Raw genomic sequence first — 23,816 nt, 5'->3', positions numbered from 1 at the left:
AATGTTCCGCTACCGGCGCACCGGACGCCTACAGTTTCAAGAGCTCCCGCAGCCGCCGTGTCTGCACCCGGCTCACCGGAATTTCGGTGCCCTTCTTGTCATCCACACGGATCTGGTAACTCGATTTGAACCACGGCACCACTTCGCGAATCCGGTCGATGTTTACTAAGAACGACCGATGCACGCGCCAGAATTGTTCAGCATCCAGATTCGCCTGCAGGTCTTCGAGGGTGCGGTAACTCGAAATACCCTCGACCTGCTTCGCCACAATCGTGATGACGCCTTCGTTGATCTTGGCGTAAACAATCTCTTCCGCATCCACGATGAAGTGGCGGCTTCCGCTGCGCACGACGATCTTCGCGTGCTGCTGCGAAGCGCGCGGCTTCGGTTCGCCCAGAACAACGGGAACGCCCGGAGGCTCCGGTTCCCGCCGCGAGAGATTCCGCTTGGCCCGCTCGATCGTTTCCGCCAGCCGTTCCTTATCCACCGGCTTCAGCAGGTAATCCATCGCTTCCAGCCGAAAAGCCTCGACCGCATATTGGTCGTATGCGGTAGAGAACACAAAGTAAGGCAGGAACGCGCCCTTGGCCCGGAGCTGGCGGATCACGTTCATCCCATCCAGACCTGGCATCTGCACGTCCAGGAACACGATGTCCGGCTCAATGGCCTCGATCAGTTCCATCCCTTGCGGACCGTTGTCGGCCGTCGCGACGATCTCAATCTCGGGGAAGTCGTTCAGCAGCCACTTCAATTCCTCGCGGGCCAGCGATTCGTCATCGATCAAAATCGTTGTCAGCGTGGCTGTCGCGCGGTCGCGCATCGACTTGGTATTATAGCAAGTCGATTCAAAATACACGGCTTAGCTCACCCGAACGAGCAAGCGGCCGGGTGGTTGAACCTGCAATCACCCGTTCCGAGGAGATATCTCAATCTTGTCCAGCAGTACGCCACAGAGTACTTCCGATCGCCCCACCCCCAACATCAAACCAGCCGGCGGAAAACTAGGGATTCTCATCCCCGGCATGGGCGCGGTCACGACCACTTTCATCGCCGGAGTGGAGGCCGTCCGCCGCGGATTGGCCGCCCCGGTTGGCTCCCTGACCCAGCTCGGCACCGTCCGGCTGGGCAAACGCACCGATAACAACAGCCCGAAGATCAGTGACCTTGTCCCGCTCGCACCGCTTGACAGCCTCAGCTTCGGTTGCTGGGACATCTTCGAAGACAATGCGTATCAGGCGGCATTAAACGCGGGCGTGCTCGATAAGCCGATGCTCGAACAATTGCGCGAGCCGCTGGAAGCGATCAAGCCGATGTCCGCCGTCTTCGACCACGAATACGTCAAACGTATCGACGGTCCCAACAAGAAACCGGCGGGATCGAAGCGCGATCATGCGGAGATGCTCATGGACGACATCCGGCAGTTCAAGGAACGCACCGGATCCGATCGCCTTTCCATGATCTGGTGCGGTTCCACCGAAGTCTTCCATCGCCCCGAAGCCGTTCACGCCACGCTCAAAGACTTCGAATGCGGCTTGCAGAAGAACGACCCTGAAATTTCGCCCAGCCAGATCTACGCGTACGCCGCGCTAATGAGCGGCGTGCCTTACGCCAACGGCGCGCCGCACCTGACGGTCGATTCGCCGGCCCTCATGGAACTCGCGCGCGATCGTGAAGTGCCCATCGCCGGCAAGGATTTCAAGACCGGCCAGACGTTCATGAAGACGCTCATCGCGCCCGGTCTGAAGTCGCGCATGCTCGGCGTGCATGGCTGGTTCTCCACCAACATCCTCGGCAACCGCGACGGCGAAGTTCTGGACGATCCCGGCTCATTCAAGAGCAAAGAAGAATCGAAACTCAGCGCCCTCGAACAAATCCTGCAGCCCGATCTTTATCCCGACCTTTACGGCAACGTCTATCACAAGGTCCGCATCAACTACTACCCCCCGCGAGGCGATGCCAAAGAAGGCTGGGACAACATCGATATCTTCGGCTGGATGGGCTATCCCATGCAGATCAAGATCGATTTTCTCTGTCGCGATTCCATCCTCGCGGCCCCGCTGGTGCTCGATCTGGTGCTCTTTATGGACCTCGCGCAGCGCGCCGGCATGCGCGGCGTTCAGGAGTGGCTCTCGTTCTATTTCAAAGCTCCGATGACCGCTCCGGGTCTCTACCCCGAGCATGATATTTTCATTCAGTTGATGAAGTTGAAGAACACGTTGCGGTGGATGAAAGGTGAGCAACTCATCACGCATCTCGGCCTCGAATACTACGACTAAGCACGAAACAAAGCGCGAAAGCCTGACGCCGCAACGCGTTCTGGTGATCGGCGGAACGTCCTTCATCGGCAAACGTCTTGTGACGGAACTGCTGAAGGACGGCCATTCGGTCGCCATTCTGCATCGGGGCTCCAGCCATCCTTTCGGCAAGCGCGTGGACAACCTGATTGCCGACCGCTGCGAGCCGGAGCAGGTCAGGTCCGCCATCGAAGGCCGCCGCTTCGATGTGATCTTCGACAACGCGTACGACTGGACGCGCGGCACCACCGCCCCGCAGGTGGAAGGCTGCGTGAAAGCGGTGGGCGAGCGGCTCATCCGCTACGTATTTATGTCCAGCGTCGCGGCTTATGGCGATGGCCTGAACCATTACGAGGACGATCCGCTCGCGCCCGACGATCATCCCAATCCGTACGTCCGCAATAAGGCGATCACCGAGCGCATGCTCTTTCGCATGCACCAGCGCACCGGACTGCCTGTGGTAACCTTCCGGCCACCCTTTATCTACGGACCCGAAAACCCGTTCTACCGCGAGCAGTTCTTCTGGGACCGGATGCGCGCAGGACGCCCGGTAATCCTCCCCGGCGATGGCGGCCGCCTCATGCAGTTCGCCTACATAAAGGATTTGGTGACGGCGATGATTCGCTCCATGTCCGATCCCGGCGCGGTCGGCCAGTCATTCAACATCGGCAACGAACGCCCGGTTACGCAGCTCGAACTAATCAACGCGCTGGCGCGCGCGGCGGGTAAGCCGCCGCAGATCGTGCGCGTCCCGCGCGAGCGCATCATCGAGGCCGGCGGTAATCCGATGGGTGAGCCGATGTACTTCGGCTACTACTTCGACGTGCCGCCGATTACCGAAGCCGTAGGCAAAGTCAAGCGCGTTCTCAAGCTTCACCTGACGCCGTTCGACGAAGGACTGGCGGAAACCTACAAAACTTATCTGAAAACTCAGAAAAACGAGCCCCTGAATACCGGCTTCGAAGATAAACTACTCTCCTCCAGTTAGTGGACCCGTAACGCTCGAACCTGTCTGCACGCTGCGCCGCTTGGGCCGCTAACGTGCATGTAATCTGAGCGCCTATGACATCATAAGAGAGTCCCATCTAAAACTATGCGTATTACTTGTGTCTTAATCCTTGCCTCTACTCTCTTACCAGCCGCGCGAGCGGTTGAAATGACCGATGAAACACGAACGGCTTTCGATCAGTACATCTCGAATTTCGAAGCTCATCGCTTCAAGAGCACGCCTTTTATACGGGTCGATGACAATCCGCATTTGCTGCAGGACGTGAAGACCGGGCAAGTGGCCATCGTTCCTGGGCCGAGCAACGGGGAGACGAAGGTAAAGGGCGGATTGATTCACGATTGGATCGGCGATGTGTTTTTTCCGGGTGTGACGCTCGATCAAGTGCTATCTGCAGTTCAGGATTACAACCGTCAGAAGACGATCTACCCGGATATTAAGGACTCTCGGATTAAGGGTCACAGCGGCGACGATTTCACCGTGTATTTGCGCATCATGAAATCCAAGATGATGATCACGGATGTGCTGAATACGGATCACACGATTCACTTCGAACGGTTGGATGTCACCCGGGCCTATTGCAGCTCGCATAGCACGCGCATTGCGGAAGTAAGCGATCCCGGGACGCCGCGGGAGCATGAGTTGCCGGTCGGTAAGGACCGCGGCATGCTGTGGCGCATGAACGGCTACTGGTTCTTCGAGGAGCGCGACGGCGGCGTGTATGCGGAATTCGAATCAATCACGCTGACGCGCGATATTCCCGCACTTATGGGCAAGATCCTTGGGCCGGTGTTGCACGGAGTACCGGTTGAGAGTTTGCGAGCTAGCTTGGAGCGCACCAAACAAGCGCTGGCCGTAAAAGAGACAACCGGAGCTGTCAAGGCTGCCTTATAAGGCCGGCCACAGTTCAGTCTCGATTACAGGTTGAGCCGTTCATCGCGTTCAAGCTAGCGCTTTTCCGTACAGTACCAGCAGGCGGCCCCAGGCCTTTTCAGCCTGAGGTTCGTTGTAGACCTTGGAATCCGGCGGACACCAGCCGTGCGCGGTGCCTGTATACACTTCGATCTCGGCAGGCAGGTTTGCCTTCGCAAAAGTCTCTTTCATGGCCGTCTTATCGTTTGGCGATCGCTTGTCATCGTTCTCCGCGATCGCTACCAGGAATTGCGCCTTCGATTTCGCGGCCTGAAGATGCGGACTATCCGGTGCATCCGTGACAAGGCCGCCGCCGTGAAATGAAGCGACAGCTCCAACGCGATCGGGAACGGCAGCCGCCGTTCGGAACGCGATCGGGCCGCCCATGCAATAGCCCTGCGTACCGATCTTGCGATTCGCAGCAACGGCCTTCTGGACGTCCAGCCAACCGACGAACGCTTTGGCATCCGTCATGTGCGTGGTCTCGTTTAGAGCGCGCGCAAGCGGCATTAGATCCTGGATCGAAGTGGCCGTGCCGGCATCGGCTGTAGGGGCTTTCTTGACACGGTAAAACGGATTCACCACCAGCACCGCGTATCCGGATTCGGCGAGCCGTTTGCCCATTTGGCGAAACGCCGGACGCAGCCCGAAGATATCGGGCCAGATAAGTACACCCGGAGCCGGGCCGTTCGCGGGATGCACGAAATAGCAGTCGGCAGCGCCGTCCGGCGTTGTCACGGTCACGTCCATTTCTTCCACGGAGGCGGCGTTGGCCGTCCTGGGCAGCAACATGGCGACGCCCGCGCCCAGCATGGCGCCGAACTGCTTCCGTGTCACCAGCCCACGAGCTTCGTATTCTTCACGGTCGTTTTCGAAATGATCCTGATCGCACATAGTCGCCTCATGGAGCGGTTGATCCGCTTACGGGGTCATTATAACCGCGCGTTCTCACTGCACTACCGAAAAGCTGTCATGTAACGCGGCGGTTGAACTGTTCCCGACCCAGACATCGAAGTCCGAAGGTTCGACAACCCAGCCATTTTTCGCGGCGCTCCAGTAAGTTCGCTCTTGGCGGCCGATCGTGAAACGGATCTCTTGTTTCGCGCCCGGCGGCAGTGTGACGCGACGGAATCCCTTCAGCTCACGCACGGGTCTCGATGCCGAACCGTAGCGCTGGTGGATATACAGTTGAACGACTTCGTCCGCGGTCTGCGCGCCGGTGTTCGCAACAGTTACCGTCGCTGTAATCGAACCATTCAAAGGTGAGGTCTTCTTGTCCAGGTTCAGGCCCGAAATCGAAAACGTCGAGTAACTCAACCCGAAGCCAAAGGGATAAAGCGGGGCCGTTGGAGCGTCCCAGTAGCGCGAGGTGAAGTCCGCGGAATCATAAGGTTTGTGCGAGGTCGTGTGGGCGTAATAGATAGGAACCTGACCCACATTTCGGGGCCACGTGACCGGTAGCTTGCCGCCGGGCACGGCATCGCCGACGAGAAGATCGGCAACGGCATTGCCCGTTTCCGTCCCGCCGAAGTAACAGTCCATAATCGCCGGAACATGTTCGGAAGCCCACGAGAGATCGAGCGGCCGGGTGCTGAAGAGTAGCAGCACCACAGGCTTACCGAGCGCCTGGACTTGCTCCAGAAGCTCCTGTTGCTTTCCGGGAAGTTTGAGCGACGAACGTGAGGAGTATTCAAAATCCATTCCACTTAACTCCCCCAGAGTCATAATTACTACGTCAGAGCTGCCGGCCAGTTGTAACGCGCTCTTGAATTGCCGGTCTGCCTCTTCGGAGTTCCAGGGCGTTTCTAACTTAGGGCCGATAAAGCCGTCAAACGAAGACGGGAACTCTTTCACGATCTGCACGCCTTCGGCGAATTGCACCTGGGCATTGGGTAGCTTTGAGCGAATCCCATCGAAGACCGACACACTATCTTCCGCATTGGCCGTCAAGCTCCACGGTCCGTTCATGTCCGCTTTGCTATTGCCCAGCGGTCCGATAACTGCGATCCGGCTGGTAGTCTTCGAAAGGGGCAGCACGCCGCCTTCGTTCCGCAGCAACACGGCAGCACGCGCGGCCGCCGTTCTCGCTGCTTGTCGATGCTTCGCGAGCATCTCGGCGTGGGTTTGGTCCGTAGCGTCAGCATACGGGTGTTCAAAGAGACCGAGGTGATACTTAGCGGCGAGTATCGGGCGGACCATATCATCCAGCTGCGACGCAGTGATCTGCCCCTTTTGTATGAGGGACTTCAAATGCTCCAGATAAGTCGCGCTCCCCATATCCATGTTCACGCCCGCCGTGGCCCCGCGGAGTGCCGCATCCGCGCGATCTTTGGCGAACCCTTGAGTAACCAGGCTTCCGACCGCGAAGGCATCACTTACAACAAACCCTTTAAACCCGAGCTCTTTCCGCAAGAGGTCTTGTAAGAGATGCACGTTTCCGCTCGCCGGAACGTTGTTGAGGTCCATGTAAGCGCTCATCACACTTCCGGCGCCGGCTTCAACTCCCGCGCGGAACGGAGCAAGGTAGACATTCTCCATGCGCTCTTCCGGAAGGTACACCGCGTCATAGTCCCGACCGCCTTCCGCGGCTCCGTAGCCGGCGAAATGCTTCAGAGTCGCCAGGAAGGGCCGCGGGTGATCCGGCGTGCCCTGAAAGCCTCTGACCTGAGCCCGCGCCATAGCAGCGCCGAGATACGGGTCCTCGCCGGCGCCCTCCGAAATGCGTCCCCAGCGAGGGTCTCTGGCAATATCCAACATCGGTGCAAAGCTCCAGCGCACACCGGCGTGGGCGGCTTCCTCCGCAGCGCTCGCTTGGGCTTGTTCGGCCAGTGCCGGGTCCCAGGACGCGGCCATAGCGAGAGGCACTGGAAACTCGGTATCGAAGCCGTGAATCACATCGAATCCGAAAAGGATCGGAATGTGTAAGCGCTGCTCCGTCATCGCGATCTTTTGAAGCCGATTGATCTCTTTCGGGTCGGTAACGAATAGAAAGGACCCGACCTCGCCGCGGCGCACGCGGTCGTCAAACGACACTGGGTCGGCCTTCATGCCGGGGACCGGAACTTTGAAGTAGAACGGCTGGTTCAACTGGCCGATCTTCTCTTCGGTTGTCATCTGCTTCAGAAGAGCATCCGCCCGATCGCGATCGCTTGGGGATGTGGGCGGCTGGGCCGGCGCTCCTGTAGAGAGAAGCACGCCGATGAGGCTGCATGAAAGACAAACTGGGAAGGTCGTCACAAGGATCCTCAAACGGGAACAAGATATCACGTTTGCTTCGTCCGACGAACGAGTGTTCCGAGTTGGACCTCCTGCGGGCTCAAAACGCTACGCCTGCAACCGTAACGCCGAAATCAACGGTGTTTACCGTAAGACTTATCGTATTGACGATCACCACCGACGTGCTATTTGCCGGCGTTACCCACGCCTGACTGCCGTCCGGCGATACGGCAATGCCGATTGGAGTAATGCTCCCGATCCCGACACTTGCAGTAACCGTGCCCGTCGATGTATAGATTACATAGAGTTCGGAACCGGCGGCTGCATAAGCCGTCGAACCATCCGGCGAGAATGCGATCGCTGCCGCACCGTTGACAGGTACGACACCAGTCACGGTGTTTTGGCTTGTATTCAGTACATCGATGCCCGACGCGGTCCCTACATAAAGGAATGACCCCGAAGGTGAAGCCGCTACTGCACTTACCGTTGCGAGACTTACCCTGGCGACCACGGTGAGCGTGGCAGTATCCACTTCCCAGAAAATCGCCTGCGAGCCGTCGTCGCCAATGGGCTTTATTCCCGATAGGTAGACCCTACTGCTGTCGGGAAGCGCGACCATCTCGAAGATAGCGCAGGAATCCGGACATTTCACGCCGCTCACAGTTCCGGTCGCAGTTTCGATGACGGGCACTTCTTCAACGAAGTTATTGACGCCTAAGTACACCTGTTTGCCATTCGGCGTCACAAGTAAAGTCGCCGCGTTGAGACCGCTCTCGGACTCAGAGCCCGCGTTGTCTGAAAATTGGCGAACGACCTTGTTCGTATTGCCATCTATTTCAGTAACGACGTTGGGCTGGATTCCGCCCGTAAAGATAGCTTCCCCGCTCGCTGTTGCACTCGGAGGTGTGGTCCCAAAAAGTCCCACGGTCAGATCGCCCGTGCCACTGACGCCGATCGAAGCGGTGACTGCAAACGAGGAGGTATCCACCGCGAGCACGCTTGCCGTGGAAGAGTTCGGCACATAGAGCTCTGTGCCCGAAGCATTCAGAGTCACCGCCGCAATCTGACCCGCAACCGCGATCGACTTTTCGATGGTCAAGCCCGCTGTACTCATTACATACACAAGCGAGTTGAGCGTGTCCGGAACATACAGGGTGGAGCCATCTTTGGACAAAACGGGCTCTTCCGGACTAGAGCCGACCGGGGTGCTGCCCGTAACCGTGAAATCTTCAGTGTTGATTGAGGCCACGAACCCTCCGGTCTGGAACTGGCCGAAGTAAGCGGCGTAGAGTACGCTCCCATCGGAAGTAACCGCGCTTCCGGAAAATGAGTAGGTGTTCGGCGGTCCGGGCGGAGTAACGCTTCCGAGTACAGACCCGCTTTCGGTGTCGATTGCGGTTAGCGCCTGCCCGGCCGTATACAGTGTGGCGCCGTCAGGTGAGAGTGTCAGTGTCCCTATTGCCGGAGAGCTGCTCAGGGCGCGGCGTGTCTTCCAAACCGAACTTACCGTACCCGAGGCGGCATGGAAAACGATAATACTCTGGCTATCGAACGTCGCGTAGATTGTGCTGTTATCAGCCGAGATCGCGAGCCCGGGATTGACTAATCCATCATTCGGGATGGCCGCGCCGCCGATGAGCCCGAAGGTCTTCGCGTTGTATTCAAGCAGGGTGGAGGAGAAGTGCGAAAGACTTCCAGTAAAGTTGCCCGTGACCACATATACGCGGTTGCTATCCGGGTTGGACGCAATCAGCCAAGGCTGCAGCTTCAACTGAATCGTTTTTTCGACGGCGCCGCTCGCCAGGTTGATTATGGATATCGTGTTATTCGAGGAGTTCGCAACCCAGGCCACACCTGGGCTCGGAAGCGCGACGGCGTTACTTCCCGGCCCCGCCGTAAAACTCCCGGCAACCGTGTTCTTGGCCGTGCCGATGACCGACACCGTCGAATTCGCGTTGCAACAAACCGCCACATAGGCGGTGCCGGCTTCGAGTGGCACAGCCGGAATAACGGCTAAGGTTGTGAACAGGTAAACGGCATATCTAACGGGCATCTTCGGCCTCCATCCATTAAGCACGATATTCGAAAACAGTCGACGTAAATGGATCGATTGTATTACAGAGAAAACCCGAATGCCTTCGGTTGTTTAGCAAGAACCAAGAGACTGAGCGGTATAAAGAGAAAACACCATGTCAACTCCTTTGCCACTGGTCCCGCCTGACAACCCCGAGCGAAGCCTCACGCTGGCGCGGTCCGACAACCTCCCTCATATCGGCTTGGTGGGGGACACCTACACAATTACGGTCACGGGCGAACAGACTGCCGGTCGCTTCTGCGTCGTTGATATGCACATCCCGCCGGGAGGCGGACCGCCGCCCCACCGGCACGACTTCGAGGAGACTTTTATCGTGATCGAGGGCGAGATCGAAGCAACCTTCCGCGGCAAGAAGTCGACCGTGCGCGCCGGCGACACGATTAACGTTCCCGCCAACGCGCCGCATCAGTTTCACAACGTCTCGGCTAACCCGGTGCGGATGTTTTGTATCTGTTCTCCCTCGGGACAGGAAGGCCTCTTCCTGGAGGTTGGGGTTCCGGTCGCCACGCGTACGACACCTCCGCCGAAGCTAGACCCGACGGAACAGGCTGCGTTCCTGGAGAAAGTGAAAGCCCTTGCGCCCAAGTACCGGACCGAGCTACTTAAAGAGGCGTAGCAGGCTGCGTCAAAAGCGACTCCCTCACGTCGCGGCTCCGTAACGCAATGAATCTACTGAGCCGCGCGCGTGAGCAAGCGGTTTTTTCGGACTTTTGACACCGGGTATTGGGTGGTGAGTCCCATAGGTTCACCTCTTGATCCAAATAGGTGAGGACCAGGCTAAGTTTCCATCTACCTGCATCACGCGCACATAGTAATAGCTTTCGCCCGCCGTTGGACTTCGATCGGTATAAGTAAAGTCCGCAGACTTGTTATCGGGAGAAGACGTGTAGACAAATTGGTTGTTGCGAATCAGGTCGATCTGTTTGATCCTCTCGGTACCTTCGATCTTCGCAATCAGCTTCGGCTGCCCGTTTCGATCGACAAACGCGTCGCCCATCAAATGGCGATCTCCGCCTGAAGCTTCCGCTTCGAAATCGACCAGGATGTTGTCGGTGGCGGCATAAGCATGACGCTGACGCATACTCTCGACAATCGCTTTGCGGTCGTTCGACGGAGTATAAATCATGGCGTAGCTGGTATGCGTCGATATGTGATCGGAACTGGCTTGCACGCCGAGCTTCAGTCCGCGCGCGAGCGCATTCCACCAGAAACCCGCCGGGCGATAACCGCCGTGGATATCGACGTTATTGGTCGCGGTTTCGGCGCGGGGCGCTCCCTCGTATTCATAAGCGGCGTGATAGCCCTGGTAGATCTCGACAAGAGGCTCCAGCTCGGGATCATTATCGCGGTAGTCTGTACCTTGTCCGGTGGCGAGCGAATGTTCCATGCAGATGCCGCGCGCCTGTCTTAGATACGGATAGAGAATCGGTCCGCTATTCAACTTGCCGCTATTTTCGTCGGCGCCGATTGGCAGCGTGCGCGTCCCGCGTTCCGGAAACACGACGTTACGATGACCGTTCGGATAGGGAACGCTGCGTTCGTAGCCGAATAGCGGCGTGTAACGGTCTCGGATGTGAAAGAGATCGTAGCTTTTCTCAGTGCGCCACCAGTTATACTCCACATCGCCGCCCATATTGTGATCGGTAACGATGCCGGTGTCCATAGCCGCGACGTCAATCATATAACGGTAGTAGTCTTCGAGCGATCCGTCGCCCGAACCGTCGGCTGAGATGTCGGTGTGACGGTGAAAATCGCCGCGGAAAATGCGGTAAGTAGAGCCATTCAGATTGAGCGTGTATCTGCGCATGCGGGCGACATCCTGCGCTTCGTTGGCATGCACGGGCTTTCCCGCCGCAGTGCCGTCGACGAACGCGTTCAGTGGGATATCGCCCGGCGAACCGGACGTTTGTATAGACGATGCCCAGACGTTGTAGTGAACCATCGTTGCGCCGTTATACCCGCCACTTATGCCTGCCAGTTCGCGGCCGTCATTAGTCCATGTCATCCAGATACGATCGGTTCCGCCAATAGCTTGAAACTCCTGTTCATTGCGCGAGGTAGAGTGCGGGACGATAGCCGCCGGCCGCCACCCGTCTCGATCCAGCGTCGTTGTATAGAGATCCCAAAGTCCGCCGGCAGTCCAGAAATCCTGGCGCGTATTCGTGGCGCTGGTGCGCATCTGAAAGAGCGCCCAGACGCGGCCGTTCTTATCGATTGCTAAGTGCGGTAACTGCGCGTAGCGGTGTAATCGATCCGGCACGGCCGCACCAAAATCCGGGGCTTCCTTCCACACACCTCCCGCTTTCACCGCGACGCGAATCGCCCGGTCCTGATAGAGAACGGTAGAGCGATAAGGGTCGGTATGGGTCCAATCCTTACCCCAGTTCACTCCGGATTCATCCCAGGCGAGCCAAACGCGATCCTGATTGTCGACGGCCAGAGAAGGATGCGCCTGAAACTTAGGCGATGTCGTTATCTGTTCGACGGGCTCGAGTGTTCCGCTTGAGTCAATCCGGCGAAAGAAGATATCGTAGTTACCGGTCTGGTAGCTATCCCACGCGACAAGAACATTGCCATGGGTGTCACAAGCTAAGGCCGGGCTCCACACGCTGGGGCCGCCGATGCGCTTCGGTGCATTCCATTTTGTCCCGTCGAAGTCCGTCAGGTATAGATAGGATTGCCCGGCTTCATAACCCGTCCAGATCAGATGAAGTTTGCCATCCGGCGAAGCGATTAGTTTGTGGGAGATATTCGGGCTATGTTCGCGCGTGATCCGGCGGCGCGGCGACCATGCATTCTTCTCGAACATGCGCTCCCAAAGTTGCCAGTCTTCGCCGCTGCGTTCCGACCACACAACGTGCATTCGCGACTGTCCATCTTCAGCGAGCGCTGTGCGATAGATATCCGCCTTACCTTCGGTGATGACTTGCGGCGGGCGGCCGGCTCTCGCAACATAGACACGATCGCCGCGATCCTGATAGGCCTGCCAGGCGAACCACGTGGAACCGGACTTACTAAGTGCTGCCGATGGATAGTCGTGCTCTTCCCGACCGTCCGGCGATAGCTGTTCGGTATCGGCCACGCGCTGCACGATCACGTCATCGCCAAGGAAGCGTAACGGCCGCCCGTACTCCAGACGATCTACCGGGATCTCGAAATTGCCTTGCGCGGTTTCGACGGAAACCGATGTCGCCGAAGGTTCTATGGCAGCGATCAGACCGGCGGGAACCAGGTTGCGCGCGGGCGACGCGTTAGGGATGGTGTTCGGCTGGTCCGGCTGGTTCTCGAAAGCGATGCGATGGATGCGAAGCTTCCAAGCGTCGGCGGCCGTGATGGAATCGCCTTCGAGGAAACGCCATTTTTCCAGCTTCAGCAAACGGCCGCCGCGGACGTGCAGGGTTCCGTCGTAGACCTTCTCGCTTTGGCGTTGATAGCCGAAAGTAATCAGGAACGAGAGACCTTGTTCGACGGCGGGCCGCGCGGCCGCCGGCGAGGTCTGCGTGCGCGAACGGGTAGGAAGCCAGAGAAGTGCCGCGATCGCCGCCGCCACAAATAAACCACCGCTCAGTTTTCGCATTTCGAATTTTTCCAGTTTACTGGCAGCGGGTGATCGTTCCACTTTTCCCTCTCGGGAACGGGAAACGGCAGTTCGAAATCGTCGTTCACCAGGCTATCTAAAATGCGATCGCGAGCGTCCAACGGTTCGTATAAGGTTATGGAGCCTTCATGACAACTTCGTTCCGATACACGTGGAAACGACTGGAGCGCGCAACGTCACCGCAAAGGGACACCCGGACCACGGAGGCGCCCGCCGGGCGTCCTGCCGCTCCGCTCCGTAGTTCATGGCTGAGTGAGGTCATGCAACCGGCAGCGACTCCCGTGATTCGTTTGCAGCTTCGCGCTCGCTGAGTTTTCTTCCTCAGCACTATTGAAACGCAGCCAATCTGTCGACTATTCCTACGCGGGAAAGGCGTTCTGGGGCGTGAGATGATCTCGTTAAAAAAACATATCGATTCCTACGATAAAGAATTGCAGGTGATTGTGCTCGATTGTTACCGCGAGACTCTGGTCGCGATGGGAGCGGGAGCGGCAAGAGCACTGCCCGTCCTGGGTTCGGATTTCAGCCGGAGCCTGAACGCGCTCGCAAGCCAGATTTCTCGAGATACTCCTCCGGCGGTCATCACCGAGACCAAGAAAAGAGTGATCTCCGACCTCGACCGCTGGGGCGAGAAGGGGGTGCGTTACTTCGCGGAGAAAACGAGGGAGGTCAAGGAGATCATGACCGCGGTCGCGAGCGCTCTGGAAGCGGTCGGGGCCCGTGACCAGCGCTTCGGAAGCCGGTTGAACGAGTTTACCGCCCGCCTTGAGGAAATCGCCCACCTGGAAGACGTGAGCGCCGCGCGGGAGGCGCTCGTGCGGAGCGCAGGGGAACTCACCTCGCAAATTGCGACGATGGCCGAAGAAGGGCGCAGCGCGACGGCTCGATTGCGCGCGGACCTGGACGGTTACCGCATGCGCCTCGAAGAGGCTGAGCGACAAGGAGCATCCGATATGCTGACCGGCCTCGCGAATCGCGCGGCGTGTGAGCTTGCCCTTGCGGAGCACGTTTCACGAAAAGAGCATTTCTGTGTCCTGTTTCTGGATTTAAACGGGTTCAAGGGGATCAATGACAGACACGGCCATCAGGCCGGTGACCATCTGCTCCGCGAGTTCTCGAAGGAACTTCGAGCTCACATCGGTCCTGCAGACGTAGCAAGCCGCTGGGGAGGCGACGAGTTCGTTTGCATTCTCAAGTGCTCGATCGGTCAAATCGCCGCCTACCGCGACCGCATCTCGAGTTGGGTCTTCGGAGAGTACAAGCTCGACAACACGGGACCCAGCCACCAGAAGGTTCTGGTTAGTGCGGCCATGGGCTTTGCAGAATGGGATCGATCGGAAACTGTCGAAGCGCTGATAGCGCGCGCAGATGCCGCGATGTATAAAGATAAAAAGACAGCAGTGGCGTAGCTGGAACCAACGCGAATCACCCGAGGGACGACGCAGGTCGCGTGGTCGATTGACTCGTGCGGCGCGTGTATCGCAACTAATCCGTCCCATCAACTTCACAAGCGCGCGGCCTCGGGTCGGGGTCTACGCAGCGGCATTCCGTTCGCACCTGCATTCTCGGCATGCGATCGCCGCCGAACTTCACTTAGGTGAAGCATCCGTTACGCCACTTTATTTCCGGCGGATTACGATGACGCGACCGGCCGGCTCCGCTACGCCAACTGCGGAGCCGAAAGTAGAGTGGCTAGCTTCCACTTGCACGGTAGTTGGATTGTTTGAACCTTGGCATTGTGAGATTGCGGAGGCGCGGCTAAGTCCCGGCGATACGTTGGTGCTCTACACCGATGGAGTCACCGAAGCCGCCAATGCGGACGGGCGGCAGCGAACAACAGGATGACATCACACTGGTCATTGCGCCCTGCTTTGAATGATCCGGCGCCGCGACTGCGGTTCGCTTACACAACGGCCGGGCTTCACATGGCCTCGATGCGACGATACTCCGGTTGCCACATCGCCTCTCGCACGTGTTGAGTGAGGTCGCTTGAACGGATTCGCGCCAGATCTGACGCTAATCCCTGGTCCCGTGCCGCCAGGATTACAGCCGTGGCCACGGTAATGGACACGCTGCGCAAGTCGTCAATATGCGGGAGCAGCGAAGCTCCGGGCTGACGCACTGCAACCAAACTGGAAACCGCACTCGCCGCGGCAGCGAACATCTGTTCGCTAATCCTACGGGCTCGGGCTACAATCGTCCCGAGCACCAGACCCGGATACAACAAGGCGTTACTCACCTGTGCAATGGAGTAAGTTACACCCTTGTAAGTGACCGGACCGAAAGGGCTGCCGGTTGCAATCAGGCCCCGGCCCTCCGTCCATGCAATCAAGTCCGCCGGGTGGGCTTCGGCGCGCGCCGCCGGGTTAGAGAGCGTGAAGATGATGGGCCTGTCGGTTTGCGCGGCCATCTGCCTGACGATCGCTTCGCTGAAGGCGCCGGGCTCATTGGAGGCCCCGATGAGCATGGTCGGCTTCACCCGATGCATCACCTCGGCTAGATCGACACCGTTTCCAATAGCATCGTGCTTCCAGTGTTTACTTTCGATGGCCGGACGCGAATAGGTTACTTGATAGTCCCGAAGCGCATGGCTCATCTCCGTCGTGAGTAATCCTTGCTGGTCGATGCACCAGAAGCGGCTTATCGCGTCTTGTTTCGATAAACCGTCGCGTACCATAGCTTCGCGCAGTTGGTCAGCGACACCGATTCCCGCTGTACCCGCGCCGAAAATCACTACCCGCTGATTGCGAAAAGGGGCGCCGCAAACACGCAAAGCCGAGATCGCGGCCGCCAGGGTAATTGCGCCGGTACCCTGCATATCGTCATTGAACGTGCAAATGCGATCGCGGTATTTGTGTAGAATCCGTCGTCCGTTACCGGGCGCGAAATCCTCCCACTGCAGTACCGCGTTGGGAAACAGCTTCGTGGCTGCGTTGACATAGGTATCGATGAACGCGTCGTAGCGTTCTCCGCGCACGCGGGCGTGGCGATTGCCGATATACATCGGATCGCTGAACAGACTTTCGCGGTTGGTGCCGACGTCGAGCATGACCGGGATGACTCGCGTGGGATCGATCCCCCCTGCCGCTGTGTAGATCGCCAACTTACCGATCGAGACCTCAATGCCGCCAACACCCCAATCACCGATTCCCAGGATTTGCTCGGCGTCGGTGGCGACGATAAGATCGATATCTTCCGGACCGGCCCCCAGGTTGGCAAACGCCTCCTCAATGCCTTCGGCGTGATCGATGGACAGATACACACCGCGCGTCCGGCGGAACTCGTGGTGGTATTGTTCAATTGCCTTGCCTACCGTCCGATCGTTGACGATAGGAATCATCTCGCGCAGGTGCTCAGAGAACAGACGGTAGAAGAGCACCTCGTTGCGGTCGTGCAGGGCGGTTAGATAGATGTTCTTGCTGAGTGCATCCGAAAGCCGTTCGTATTCGAAATAAGCGCGTTGAACCTGAGTGGCGAGCGTACTAATTTCCGGCGGGAGTAAGCCGGTAAGTCCCAGCATTCTTCGCTCTTCGGCCGTGAATGCCGTGCCTTTATTGAGTTTCGGCGAATTGAGCACGGCTGCGCCGCGACCCTTGGTTTGGTAGCAGCCTTGCATCTTTTCCTCCGGGAACGCCGCGGTGGGCACCAAGTGAGGCGACCACTGCGGGTTCAATTTGTCCCGCACGCTGCTACTCGTGCTTTGGCTGGCAGGTTTGCGCTCACACGGAATACGAGGCATTCTTAAGTCCGCGTTGACGCAACCGCTGTTTTGCAATGCGCGGGGTGCGGCGCGCGACAGCCGGAGCCGCTGCCGCGCAGAGATTTGACCCTAGATCGTCACCTGACCGGATTTGGCCGATGCACTCACCCGTTCAGGACTGCCCGGCGGCCCGGGTATTCGAATCGATCGTGTCACGAACCTTGGTTGCGAATTGAAAAGGCGTGAAAGGCTTTTGCAGAAACGACGTTCTCCGATGTCCATTCATCGAGACTGAGTCTTGACTGTAACCGGACATGAACATAATTTTCAATCCGGGCCGCAGTGTCAAAGCGCAGTCCGCGAGTTCGCATCCGCCGAGATCCGGCATAACCACATCGGTTACGAGAAGATCGATTACGGTTTGTTGGTTCTGGCAGAGGGCCAGGCCTTTACGGCCGCAGGGCGCTTCCAGAACGATATAGCCGCTTAAAGTCAAAATCCTCTTTGCGAGGGCGCGAACGATTTCATCGTCTTCAACCAGTAGAACGACTTCATTGCCCTTCGGCGCGGAAGCGAAATTCGTCGGTGCATGGTTTGCACGGGTAGGCTTCGCCCCGATCGCGTCCGAACGCTCACACTTCAGTTCATCCATTAGGGACTCTTTCCGGGACATTCTCGACTTTCATAAGTTCGATAGGTCACGTACGAGGCATTTTGTCTACCGAACAGATACACCCAGGAAGAGGTTTCTTCGCGTAAACCTTTGTCGACCAAATGTGGTCAAAAAGAGACGCGGGCGTCAATTCAATGCTAGAGTCGGATATCAGGCAAGAAACAAGCAAATGCCGTCTGCATTGTCACATTCCGCAAATGAACAGCCGGCCGCGCGAGGCTGGCTTGCCGAGAACGGTCCGAGAGAACTGGAACTGCTGCTACGGGCGATCGTGTACCGGCAGGCAGCATCGATTCTGGTTGCGGATGACCAACGCAAGTGCCGTGAGGCCAGCGCCGGCGCGGTCAAGCTTCTCGGGCGTTTGCGGGAAAAGATCATTGGGCATAACCTCGACGATTTCGGGGCGCCTGAGTTTAACCATCAATCACCGGAGCTTTGGGAGGCTCTTATAGAAGAGGGTGAGCAGAAAGGAAGTTTCCGGTTAGATGACGCGGAGGGAAGTCCGCCCGAGATCGGCTACACAGCGAAAAGCAACGTGCTTCCCCAACGTCATGTTTTGGTGCTGCACGATCATACGCTACCCGAACCTGCCGGCAAGGGCGAGATTGCGTCAAAGTGTCAAGACTATGCGATGTTTCTTCTGGATGGACGGGGCCGGGTGGTGGAATGGTATTCCGGAGCGGTCCGTATCTACGGCTATACCGAAGTGGAGACCGCCGGGAAGAGCTTAACATTTCTGTATGCCGGTCTTAGCTCCTTAAGTTCAAATTCTATAGGTCATAACGATAACTCACAACATTTGAACGCGAGGCTCGAACACGAACTAAATAGGTCGGCAGCCAATGGTCACTTTGGACAGGAAGGTTGGCAGGTAAGACGCGACGGCACGCAATTCTGGGCGAACTGTATCACGGTTGCGCTTCGAGACGAAGACGGAGACTTACAAGGATTTGCCGGAGCCGTTCGCGATTTTAGCGACGTCTATAAGACGGGAGAGAAGACCGGGCGCGGTGTGACGGTTGCGGCGCATCGAACCAATCCCTCCATTGCCGGGATCGTATCCGGCGAGTTCGACCGGATTCCCGAAGCCAACGACGCCTTCCTCGAACTAACGGGATACGACCGGGACGACTTGCAGGCAGGCCGCCTGCGTTGGCCGGATCTGACGCCGCCGGAATATCTGGTTCCCGACGAGCTCGCGCACGAAGAGGAATTGCGATTCGGAGCTTGCACGCCCTATGAAAAGGAGCTGATACGAAAAGACGGGAGCCGCATTCCGATTCTGGTTGTAACAGCCGTTCTTAAGTTGGTTCCCTTTCGATGGATCACGTTCGTCCAGGACTTACGCGAGCGCGACCGGCTGGAGACCATTGACGATCTATCCGGCGGCCAAACAGACCAGGATAGCGATGAAATGGTGGGCGACAGCGCGCTTCTCCAAAGGGTGAAGCGGCTTGTTGCGGTGGTTGCGCCGACCGACGCGACGGTTCTGATTTTAGGAGAGACCGGCACCGGAAAGGAATTAGTCGCCCACGCCATCCACCGAAGAAGTCCGCGCAAGAACCTTCCCTTCGTTACATTGAATTGTGCCGCGATTCCAACCGGACTGCTGGAAAGCGAACTATTCGGCTATGAGCGCGGAGCTTTCACCGGAGCTTTGACGCAAAAGATCGGCCGCTTCGAGATGGCCAATCGGGGGACTCTGTTCTTGGATGAAGTCGGAGACATCCCGCTCGAGTTACAGCCGAAGTTACTGCGCGCGCTGCAAGAGAAGTCATTCGAACGGCTGGGCGGGACAAAAACCATCCCGATCGACGTCCGGCTTGTAGCGGCGACTAACCGGAATCTAACTCAGATGATGGGCGACAAGCTTTTCCGCAGCGATCTTTATTACCGGTTGAAGGTATTTCCCATCACGGTGCCTCCCCTGCGCGATCACCCCGAAGATATACCGACGCTGGCGCGGCACTTCACCGCCAAATACGCCGGAAAAATGAACCGGCAGATCAACAAGATCCCCGTGGAAACGATGCGTGCTCTGGTTGCGTGGCCCTGGCCGGGAAACGTACGGGAACTTGAGAATTTTGTGGAACGGTCGGTCATTCTTTCGACCGGATCCAGCCTTCGCGCGCCTTTGGACGAAATACGGCCGAACGCCACATCTATCATCAGCAGTTCCACGCTGGAACAAGTGGAACGCGAACACATCCTACGGGTGCTCGGCGAATGCAGCGGCGTGATCACCGCGGCGGCGACCCGCCTGGGACTTCACCGGACTACACTGAACGCGCTGATGAAGAGACTCGGAATTTCCCGCAACGATCTTTGATTTGAGGGCTACAACCTGTGGCCCTGACCGCCCGCCGCCGAGTGACCGCACCCGGTCGCGTTTCGAGTCGTGGAAGGACTCGGCGCGGGCGCCCCGTTGTTTCGGCTCAGCAAACGCCCGACTGGGCGTCTCTGTGCATGGATAACCGACATAGGTAACAGGAGAACAGAATGGACAAAGTTGAATCGGTAGCAGCGGTTTATCATACTCACCCGGAAGCGGAGCTCGCCGTGAAAGAGCTTCAGCACGCGGGAATTAACATGCGCTCGATATCGATCGTGGCGAAGGACTACCACACTGACGAGCAAGTGGTTGGTTATTACAACGTAGGCGATCGAATGAAGCGTTGGGGCACGTTCGGAGCTTTCTGGGGAGGCTTTTGGGGCCTGCTGTTCGGCTCTGCGTTTTTCGCGGTTCCTGGAATCGGCCCCCTACTCGTGGCCGGTCCGCTCGTAGCTTGGATTCTAGGCGCGCTCGAAGGCGCGGTGGCGGTTGGCGGACTTAGCGCGCTCGGGGCCGGGCTGTTCAGCATTGGCGTTCCGAAGGACAGCGTTCTTAAGTATGAGACCGCCGTTAAGAGCGATAAGTTCCTTTTGCTTGTTAGCGGCACGGAATCGGAAGTCGCAAAGGCAAGAGAAATCCTTCAAACCACGCAACCTGTTCACCTCGACCATCACCCGAAGGAAGAACTTGTAGGGGCTGCGTTTTAGGCCGCAAGGTCATGGGGAATTTGCACCGGAAGGCCGCCGATGAGCATGACCGGGCCGCACACGCCCATCGCACCGCTGCCGAACACAATGAGAAAGGCGACGAGGCGGCGGAGAGTTGGCATGCCCAGCGCGCCATGGAAAACGCGGACCATGCTTACAAGCTAGCCAAGGAAGCCCGCGATAAGTCCGGACGGCTGGAGAGTTTATAGACTATGTCTACTCGCTACAATAACGGATCGCACTACGAGAATCACCAGCGGGCCGCCGAGTTGCACGACGTCGCCGCACACGCCCACCGTGCTGCCATGCAGCACGGCCAAAGCGATCACCTATCCGGTCATGAACATTCGCGGCGAGCGCTTGAACACTCTGAGGAAGCACACCGTCATACCGAGGCCTTCTTAGTCAGACATGGCGTCGAACCCGCTGGAAATGGTGAGACGGCGGCTCTGGCCTATCAGACCTGGCTGAGTAATGGACGTCCCAATGGAACCGAGACAGAAGACTGGTTCCACGCAGTGAGAGAGCTGGAGTCGCGTAGGTCGAAGTAAGTAATGCCGGAGGGCACACATAAATGCTGACGAACGCAACGTTCCTGAAGGGCCTTGCTATCCAGGCGACGGACGGCACGATTGGAAAGGTAGAAGACCTTTACTTCGACGACGAGAATTGGGCCATCCGTTATCTTATCGTCGATACCGGTAATTGGCTGGAGGGGAGGCAAGTACTGATCTCGCCCCACTCGGTGAAACATGTGGACTGGAACGCCAGGCGTTTAGATGTCTCGATTACGAAAAAGCAGGTGGAACAGAGCCCGGACATCGATACGCATAAACCGATCTCGCGACGGCATGAGTCCGAATACTTCGGGTATTACGGGTACCCGTATTATTGGGGCGGTCCTTACCTGTGGGGTCCGGACTACTATCCATCCGGTCCGCTACTAGGCCCAGATAGCTCCTCGAAGGCATACTCACAGGCGAACAGTAAAGAGGATTCGCATTTGCGCAGTACCCAAGCGATTACGGGGTATCACGTAGAAGCAAGCGACGGCGAGATCGGGCACTTGGATGGGTTCATCGTCGATGATAAAGACTGGGCCATCCGATACATAGAGGTTGCGACTCGGGATTGGCTTCCAGGGAAGAAAGTACTGCTCTCGCCGGAGTGGATCGACCGGGTGAGCTGGGCGGATACCAACGTGTACGTAGGGCTGTCGAAGCAAGCCATAAAGAGCGCGCCGGAGTACCTCGTTTCGAGGCCGCTCACGCGTGCGTTCGAAACGGAGCTTCACGACCACTATGGCCGGCCGCCTTATTGGTCGCACGTTTCTGAACACGCCATTGGTTTCGCTCTTAGCACCTAACGCAAACGAGGACGGGGCGCGCCGTGGCGCAATCGAAATACAGGCCGTCCCCTAAAACTCTCCAGCCGTCTGAATTTGACGACGCGCGCGTCCGCAGCCGTCGCAAAACTCGAATCCACGTTATAATTACGAAATCCTAGATGCGTGGCACATTTCATGTCGGCGAAACCGGAGTTATGGCTCGTATAAGTCGCGTAAGCTGACGTGCCAACCATGATCTGTCACGCTGGGTGGCTCGGCGTTGCCAACCGCATCCTTTACGGCAGTCTCGCCGCCCTAAATAGGACCCGCACGTCGCGCGCGCTCGCGGCGATCTGTCTGTTCGTGCTTGTGTCGGGTGCTCACGCCCAAATCACCACCGGTTCGATTTCCGGTTTCGTCACCGATCCATCGGCTGCGGGAATTCCGCGCGCAGCGATCGTTGTCACGCGTGTGGGGCAGGATGTCACTCGCGAGACCATTGCGGATCAGAGCGGCTTTTACCGGCTGGACGATCTGGCGCCGGGCCGGTACGATGTCGCGTTCTCAGCCGCTCAGTTTTCGCCGGCAAAGACGAACGGCGTAGAGGTCCGCGTTGATTCCAATACGCGCGTGGACGCGCGCTTGAAACTGCCGCAAGCCAAGGAATCGGTTAGCGTGTCCGTTTCGCGCCTGGCTACGGATTCGTCCGAGCTCGGCGCGGTGCTCGATCAAAATCGCATCGAGACGCTGCCGCTGAATGAGCGCGATTTTCTGCAACTCGCGTTTTTGACCGCCGGCGTGATGCCGCCGGTGGAAGGTTCCCCGCTTTCGACGCGCGGGGGAATCGCGATGGAGGTCAATGGCGGACGCGAAGAGTTCAATAACTTCATGCTGGACGGCGTCGATAACAACGACTTCGAAATCAACCGTTACGTGTTGCAGCCCTCGGTCGATTCCATTCAGGAGTTCAAGATCGATACCAGCACCTACAGCGCGGCTTATGGTCGAAGCGGCGCCGGCCAGGTAAACGTAGTCACGCGCAGCGGCAGCAACGAGTTCCACGGCTTCGCCTACGAATACCTGCGCAACCGCGATATGGACGCGCGTAATTTCTTTGACGGGTCTACCAAGCCCGGTTATACACGAAGCCAGTTCGGATCGGGGTTAGGCGGACCGGTTCGCAGGGACAAGACCTTCTTCTTTTTCAGTTTCGATGGACTTGAGGAACGCGAAGGGCTAACCCAAATCGGAACGACTCCGACGGCGGCCGAACGCGCAGGTAACTTCGCCGGTTCCGGTCAGACCGTAATCGATCCGTTCACGCAGATGCCGTTTCCCGGGGATCAGATTCCCCAGTCGCGGATCGATCCGCTGTCGGCGAAGATACTCGCGCTTTATCCGCTACCCAACTTGCCGGGCGAATCGGGAAACTACCTGGGCCAGCCGGTACAGCCGCAAACGCAATGGCAATACAACGCGCGGATGGACCATCATTTCTCGCCCAACGATACTTTGACGTTGCGCTATAGCTACGGGCGTGATGCACTTACCGAACCGTATGCCGAGAGCAACACGTCGATTCCCGGGTTTGGGGATGTTGTCCAGGACTCCGGGAATAACGCGCTGATTGAGTACGCCAAGGTTTTCAGCCCGACCACGCTGAACTCGCTGCTCCTGGGCTTCAATCGCGCAACGCGTAAAGACTTTCAGGAAAATTACCAGACTAACGTGAATACGCTGTGGGGAGTGAACTGGCTGCCGTCAAACGCAGTCGACTACGGTTATCCATCCATCACGGTAAGCGGTTACTCGCCGGTCGGAGATGTTACCGAGCTCCCGATCGACCGGGCGGAGAACACTTATCAGATCACCGATGGTCTGACCATGATCCGCGGCAATCATAGCGTCAAAGTAGGCATTGAAGAGCGGAAGCAGCAGCATAATGGCATTGACGAT

General features: G+C 57.8%; 19 protein-coding genes. 12 read left to right on the top strand and 7 right to left on the bottom strand.

What is annotated here, in order from left to right; all coding sequences use genetic code 11:
- Positions 1-28: 28 nt before the first annotated feature.
- Positions 29-820, bottom strand: coding sequence for a LytR/AlgR family response regulator transcription factor (locus H1Y01_RS02470; protein WP_180538508.1), 792 nt, complete (start codon positions 818-820; stop codon positions 29-31).
- A 112-nt stretch (positions 821-932) separates the two neighbouring features.
- Here H1Y01_RS02470 and H1Y01_RS02465 point away from each other — a divergent pair, with 112 nt between their 5' ends.
- From H1Y01_RS02465 to H1Y01_RS02455, 3 genes are all read left to right on the top strand, one after another.
- A complete protein-coding gene (locus H1Y01_RS02465; protein WP_219341198.1) occupies positions 933-2,276 on the top strand; it encodes an inositol-3-phosphate synthase in 1,344 nt (447 codons plus the stop codon).
- Complete coding sequence (locus H1Y01_RS02460; RefSeq protein WP_219341197.1) at positions 2,233-3,282, top strand: SDR family oxidoreductase; 1,050 nt, start codon at positions 2,233-2,235, stop codon at positions 3,280-3,282. Before H1Y01_RS02465 ends, H1Y01_RS02460 begins: the two co-directional genes overlap by 44 nt.
- 168 nt (positions 3,283-3,450) lie before the next feature.
- Entirely contained in the window at positions 3,451-4,194 is a 744-nt protein-coding gene (locus H1Y01_RS02455; RefSeq protein WP_180538507.1) for a hypothetical protein, read from the top strand.
- 48 nt (positions 4,195-4,242) lie between these two features.
- Here H1Y01_RS02455 and H1Y01_RS02450 read toward each other — a convergent pair whose 3' ends face one another.
- From H1Y01_RS02450 to H1Y01_RS02440, 3 genes are all read right to left on the bottom strand, one after another.
- Positions 4,243-5,106: a dienelactone hydrolase family protein gene (locus tag H1Y01_RS02450; RefSeq protein ID WP_180538506.1), complete on the bottom strand. Its 864-nt coding sequence runs from the start codon at positions 5,104-5,106 to the stop codon at positions 4,243-4,245.
- A 54-nt stretch (positions 5,107-5,160) separates the two neighbouring features.
- Positions 5,161-7,449: a beta-glucosidase BglX gene (bglX, locus tag H1Y01_RS02445; RefSeq protein ID WP_180538505.1), complete on the bottom strand. Its 2,289-nt coding sequence runs from the start codon at positions 7,447-7,449 to the stop codon at positions 5,161-5,163.
- Between the two features lie 79 nt (positions 7,450-7,528).
- Entirely contained in the window at positions 7,529-9,481 is a 1,953-nt protein-coding gene (locus H1Y01_RS02440) for a hypothetical protein (protein ID WP_180538504.1), read from the bottom strand.
- Positions 9,482-9,617: 136 nt separating this feature from the next.
- On the opposite strand from H1Y01_RS02440, the gene H1Y01_RS02435 reads away from it, so the two are divergent.
- Positions 9,618-10,139, top strand: coding sequence for a cupin domain-containing protein (locus tag H1Y01_RS02435; protein ID WP_180538503.1), 522 nt, complete (start codon positions 9,618-9,620; stop codon positions 10,137-10,139).
- Positions 10,140-10,268: 129 nt separating this feature from the next.
- On the opposite strand, the gene H1Y01_RS02430 is transcribed toward H1Y01_RS02435, so the two are convergent.
- A complete protein-coding gene (locus H1Y01_RS02430; RefSeq protein WP_180538502.1) occupies positions 10,269-13,100 on the bottom strand; it encodes a hypothetical protein in 2,832 nt (943 codons plus the stop codon).
- 410 nt (positions 13,101-13,510) lie between these two features.
- Between H1Y01_RS02430 and H1Y01_RS02425 the strand changes: the two genes are divergently transcribed.
- Both H1Y01_RS02425 and H1Y01_RS02420 read left to right on the top strand, forming a co-directional pair.
- Positions 13,511-14,530, top strand: a complete 1,020-nt coding sequence (locus H1Y01_RS02425) for a GGDEF domain-containing protein (RefSeq protein ID WP_180538501.1) — start codon at positions 13,511-13,513, stop codon at positions 14,528-14,530.
- A gap of 229 nt (positions 14,531-14,759) precedes the next feature.
- Entirely contained in the window at positions 14,760-14,966 is a 207-nt protein-coding gene (locus tag H1Y01_RS02420) for a SpoIIE family protein phosphatase (protein WP_219341196.1), read from the top strand.
- A 76-nt stretch (positions 14,967-15,042) separates the two neighbouring features.
- On the opposite strand, the gene H1Y01_RS02415 is transcribed toward H1Y01_RS02420, so the two are convergent.
- Positions 15,043-16,737 carry an NAD-dependent malic enzyme gene (locus H1Y01_RS02415; protein WP_180538515.1) on the bottom strand — a complete coding sequence of 565 codons (1,695 nt, stop codon included), beginning with the start codon at positions 16,735-16,737 and terminating at the stop codon, positions 15,043-15,045.
- Positions 16,738-16,993: 256 nt separating this feature from the next.
- A complete protein-coding gene (locus H1Y01_RS02410; protein ID WP_180538500.1) occupies positions 16,994-17,473 on the bottom strand; it encodes a response regulator in 480 nt (159 codons plus the stop codon).
- Positions 17,474-17,675: 202 nt separating this feature from the next.
- Between H1Y01_RS02410 and H1Y01_RS02405 the strand changes: the two genes are divergently transcribed.
- From H1Y01_RS02405 to H1Y01_RS02380, 6 genes are all read left to right on the top strand, one after another.
- Positions 17,676-19,823 (top strand): sigma 54-interacting transcriptional regulator, encoded by a 2,148-nt coding sequence (locus H1Y01_RS02405; RefSeq protein WP_219341195.1) that lies wholly within the window; start codon positions 17,676-17,678, stop codon positions 19,821-19,823.
- 170 nt (positions 19,824-19,993) lie between these two features.
- Positions 19,994-20,533, top strand: coding sequence for a general stress protein (locus tag H1Y01_RS02400; RefSeq protein WP_180538498.1), 540 nt, complete (start codon positions 19,994-19,996; stop codon positions 20,531-20,533).
- A gap of 11 nt (positions 20,534-20,544) precedes the next feature.
- Positions 20,545-20,742, top strand: a complete 198-nt coding sequence (locus H1Y01_RS02395) for a hypothetical protein (RefSeq protein ID WP_180538497.1) — start codon at positions 20,545-20,547, stop codon at positions 20,740-20,742.
- Positions 20,743-20,745: 3 nt separating this feature from the next.
- Positions 20,746-21,084 (top strand): DUF2934 domain-containing protein, encoded by a 339-nt coding sequence (locus tag H1Y01_RS02390; protein WP_180538496.1) that lies wholly within the window; start codon positions 20,746-20,748, stop codon positions 21,082-21,084.
- 23 nt (positions 21,085-21,107) lie between these two features.
- A complete protein-coding gene (locus H1Y01_RS02385) occupies positions 21,108-21,899 on the top strand; it encodes a PRC-barrel domain-containing protein (protein WP_180538495.1) in 792 nt (263 codons plus the stop codon).
- A 213-nt stretch (positions 21,900-22,112) separates the two neighbouring features.
- On the top strand, positions 22,113-23,816 hold a 1,704-nt coding region (locus H1Y01_RS02380; protein WP_180538494.1), incomplete at its 3' end, for a TonB-dependent receptor.

It is taken from the genome of Nevskia soli (assembly GCF_903970205.1).
Classification (GTDB): Bacteria; Acidobacteriota; Terriglobia; order Bryobacterales; family Bryobacteraceae; genus Bog-113.
Note: the sequence above shows the minus strand (reverse complement) of the source record. Positions and strands in the feature narration are given on the sequence as shown.

Bases quoted from the DNA above. Each gene is read 5' to 3' on its own strand.
- H1Y01_RS02470 (WP_180538508.1), bottom strand. From the start codon at position 820: ATGCGCGACCGCGCGACAGCCACGCTGACAACGATTTTGATCGATGAC.
- H1Y01_RS02455 (WP_180538507.1), top strand. From the start codon at position 3,451: ATGACCGATGAAACACGAACGGCTTTCGATCAGTACATCTCGAATTTC.
- H1Y01_RS02450 (WP_180538506.1), bottom strand. From the start codon at position 5,106: ATGTGCGATCAGGATCATTTCGAAAACGACCGTGAAGAATACGAAGCT.
- H1Y01_RS02440 (WP_180538504.1), bottom strand. From the start codon at position 9,481: ATGCCCGTTAGATATGCCGTTTACCTGTTCACAACCTTAGCCGTTATT.
- H1Y01_RS02435 (WP_180538503.1), top strand. From the start codon at position 9,618: ATGTCAACTCCTTTGCCACTGGTCCCGCCTGACAACCCCGAGCGAAGC.
- H1Y01_RS02430 (WP_180538502.1), bottom strand. From the start codon at position 13,100: ATGCGAAAACTGAGCGGTGGTTTATTTGTGGCGGCGGCGATCGCGGCA.
- H1Y01_RS02425 (WP_180538501.1), top strand. From the start codon at position 13,511: ATGATCTCGTTAAAAAAACATATCGATTCCTACGATAAAGAATTGCAG.
- H1Y01_RS02420 (WP_219341196.1), top strand. From the start codon at position 14,760: ATGACGCGACCGGCCGGCTCCGCTACGCCAACTGCGGAGCCGAAAGTA.
- H1Y01_RS02415 (WP_180538515.1), bottom strand. From the start codon at position 16,737: ATGCAAGGCTGCTACCAAACCAAGGGTCGCGGCGCAGCCGTGCTCAAT.
- H1Y01_RS02410 (WP_180538500.1), bottom strand. From the start codon at position 17,473: ATGGATGAACTGAAGTGTGAGCGTTCGGACGCGATCGGGGCGAAGCCT.
- H1Y01_RS02400 (WP_180538498.1), top strand. From the start codon at position 19,994: ATGGACAAAGTTGAATCGGTAGCAGCGGTTTATCATACTCACCCGGAA.
- H1Y01_RS02395 (WP_180538497.1), top strand. From the start codon at position 20,545: ATGGGGAATTTGCACCGGAAGGCCGCCGATGAGCATGACCGGGCCGCA.
- H1Y01_RS02390 (WP_180538496.1), top strand. From the start codon at position 20,746: ATGTCTACTCGCTACAATAACGGATCGCACTACGAGAATCACCAGCGG.
- H1Y01_RS02385 (WP_180538495.1), top strand. From the start codon at position 21,108: ATGCTGACGAACGCAACGTTCCTGAAGGGCCTTGCTATCCAGGCGACG.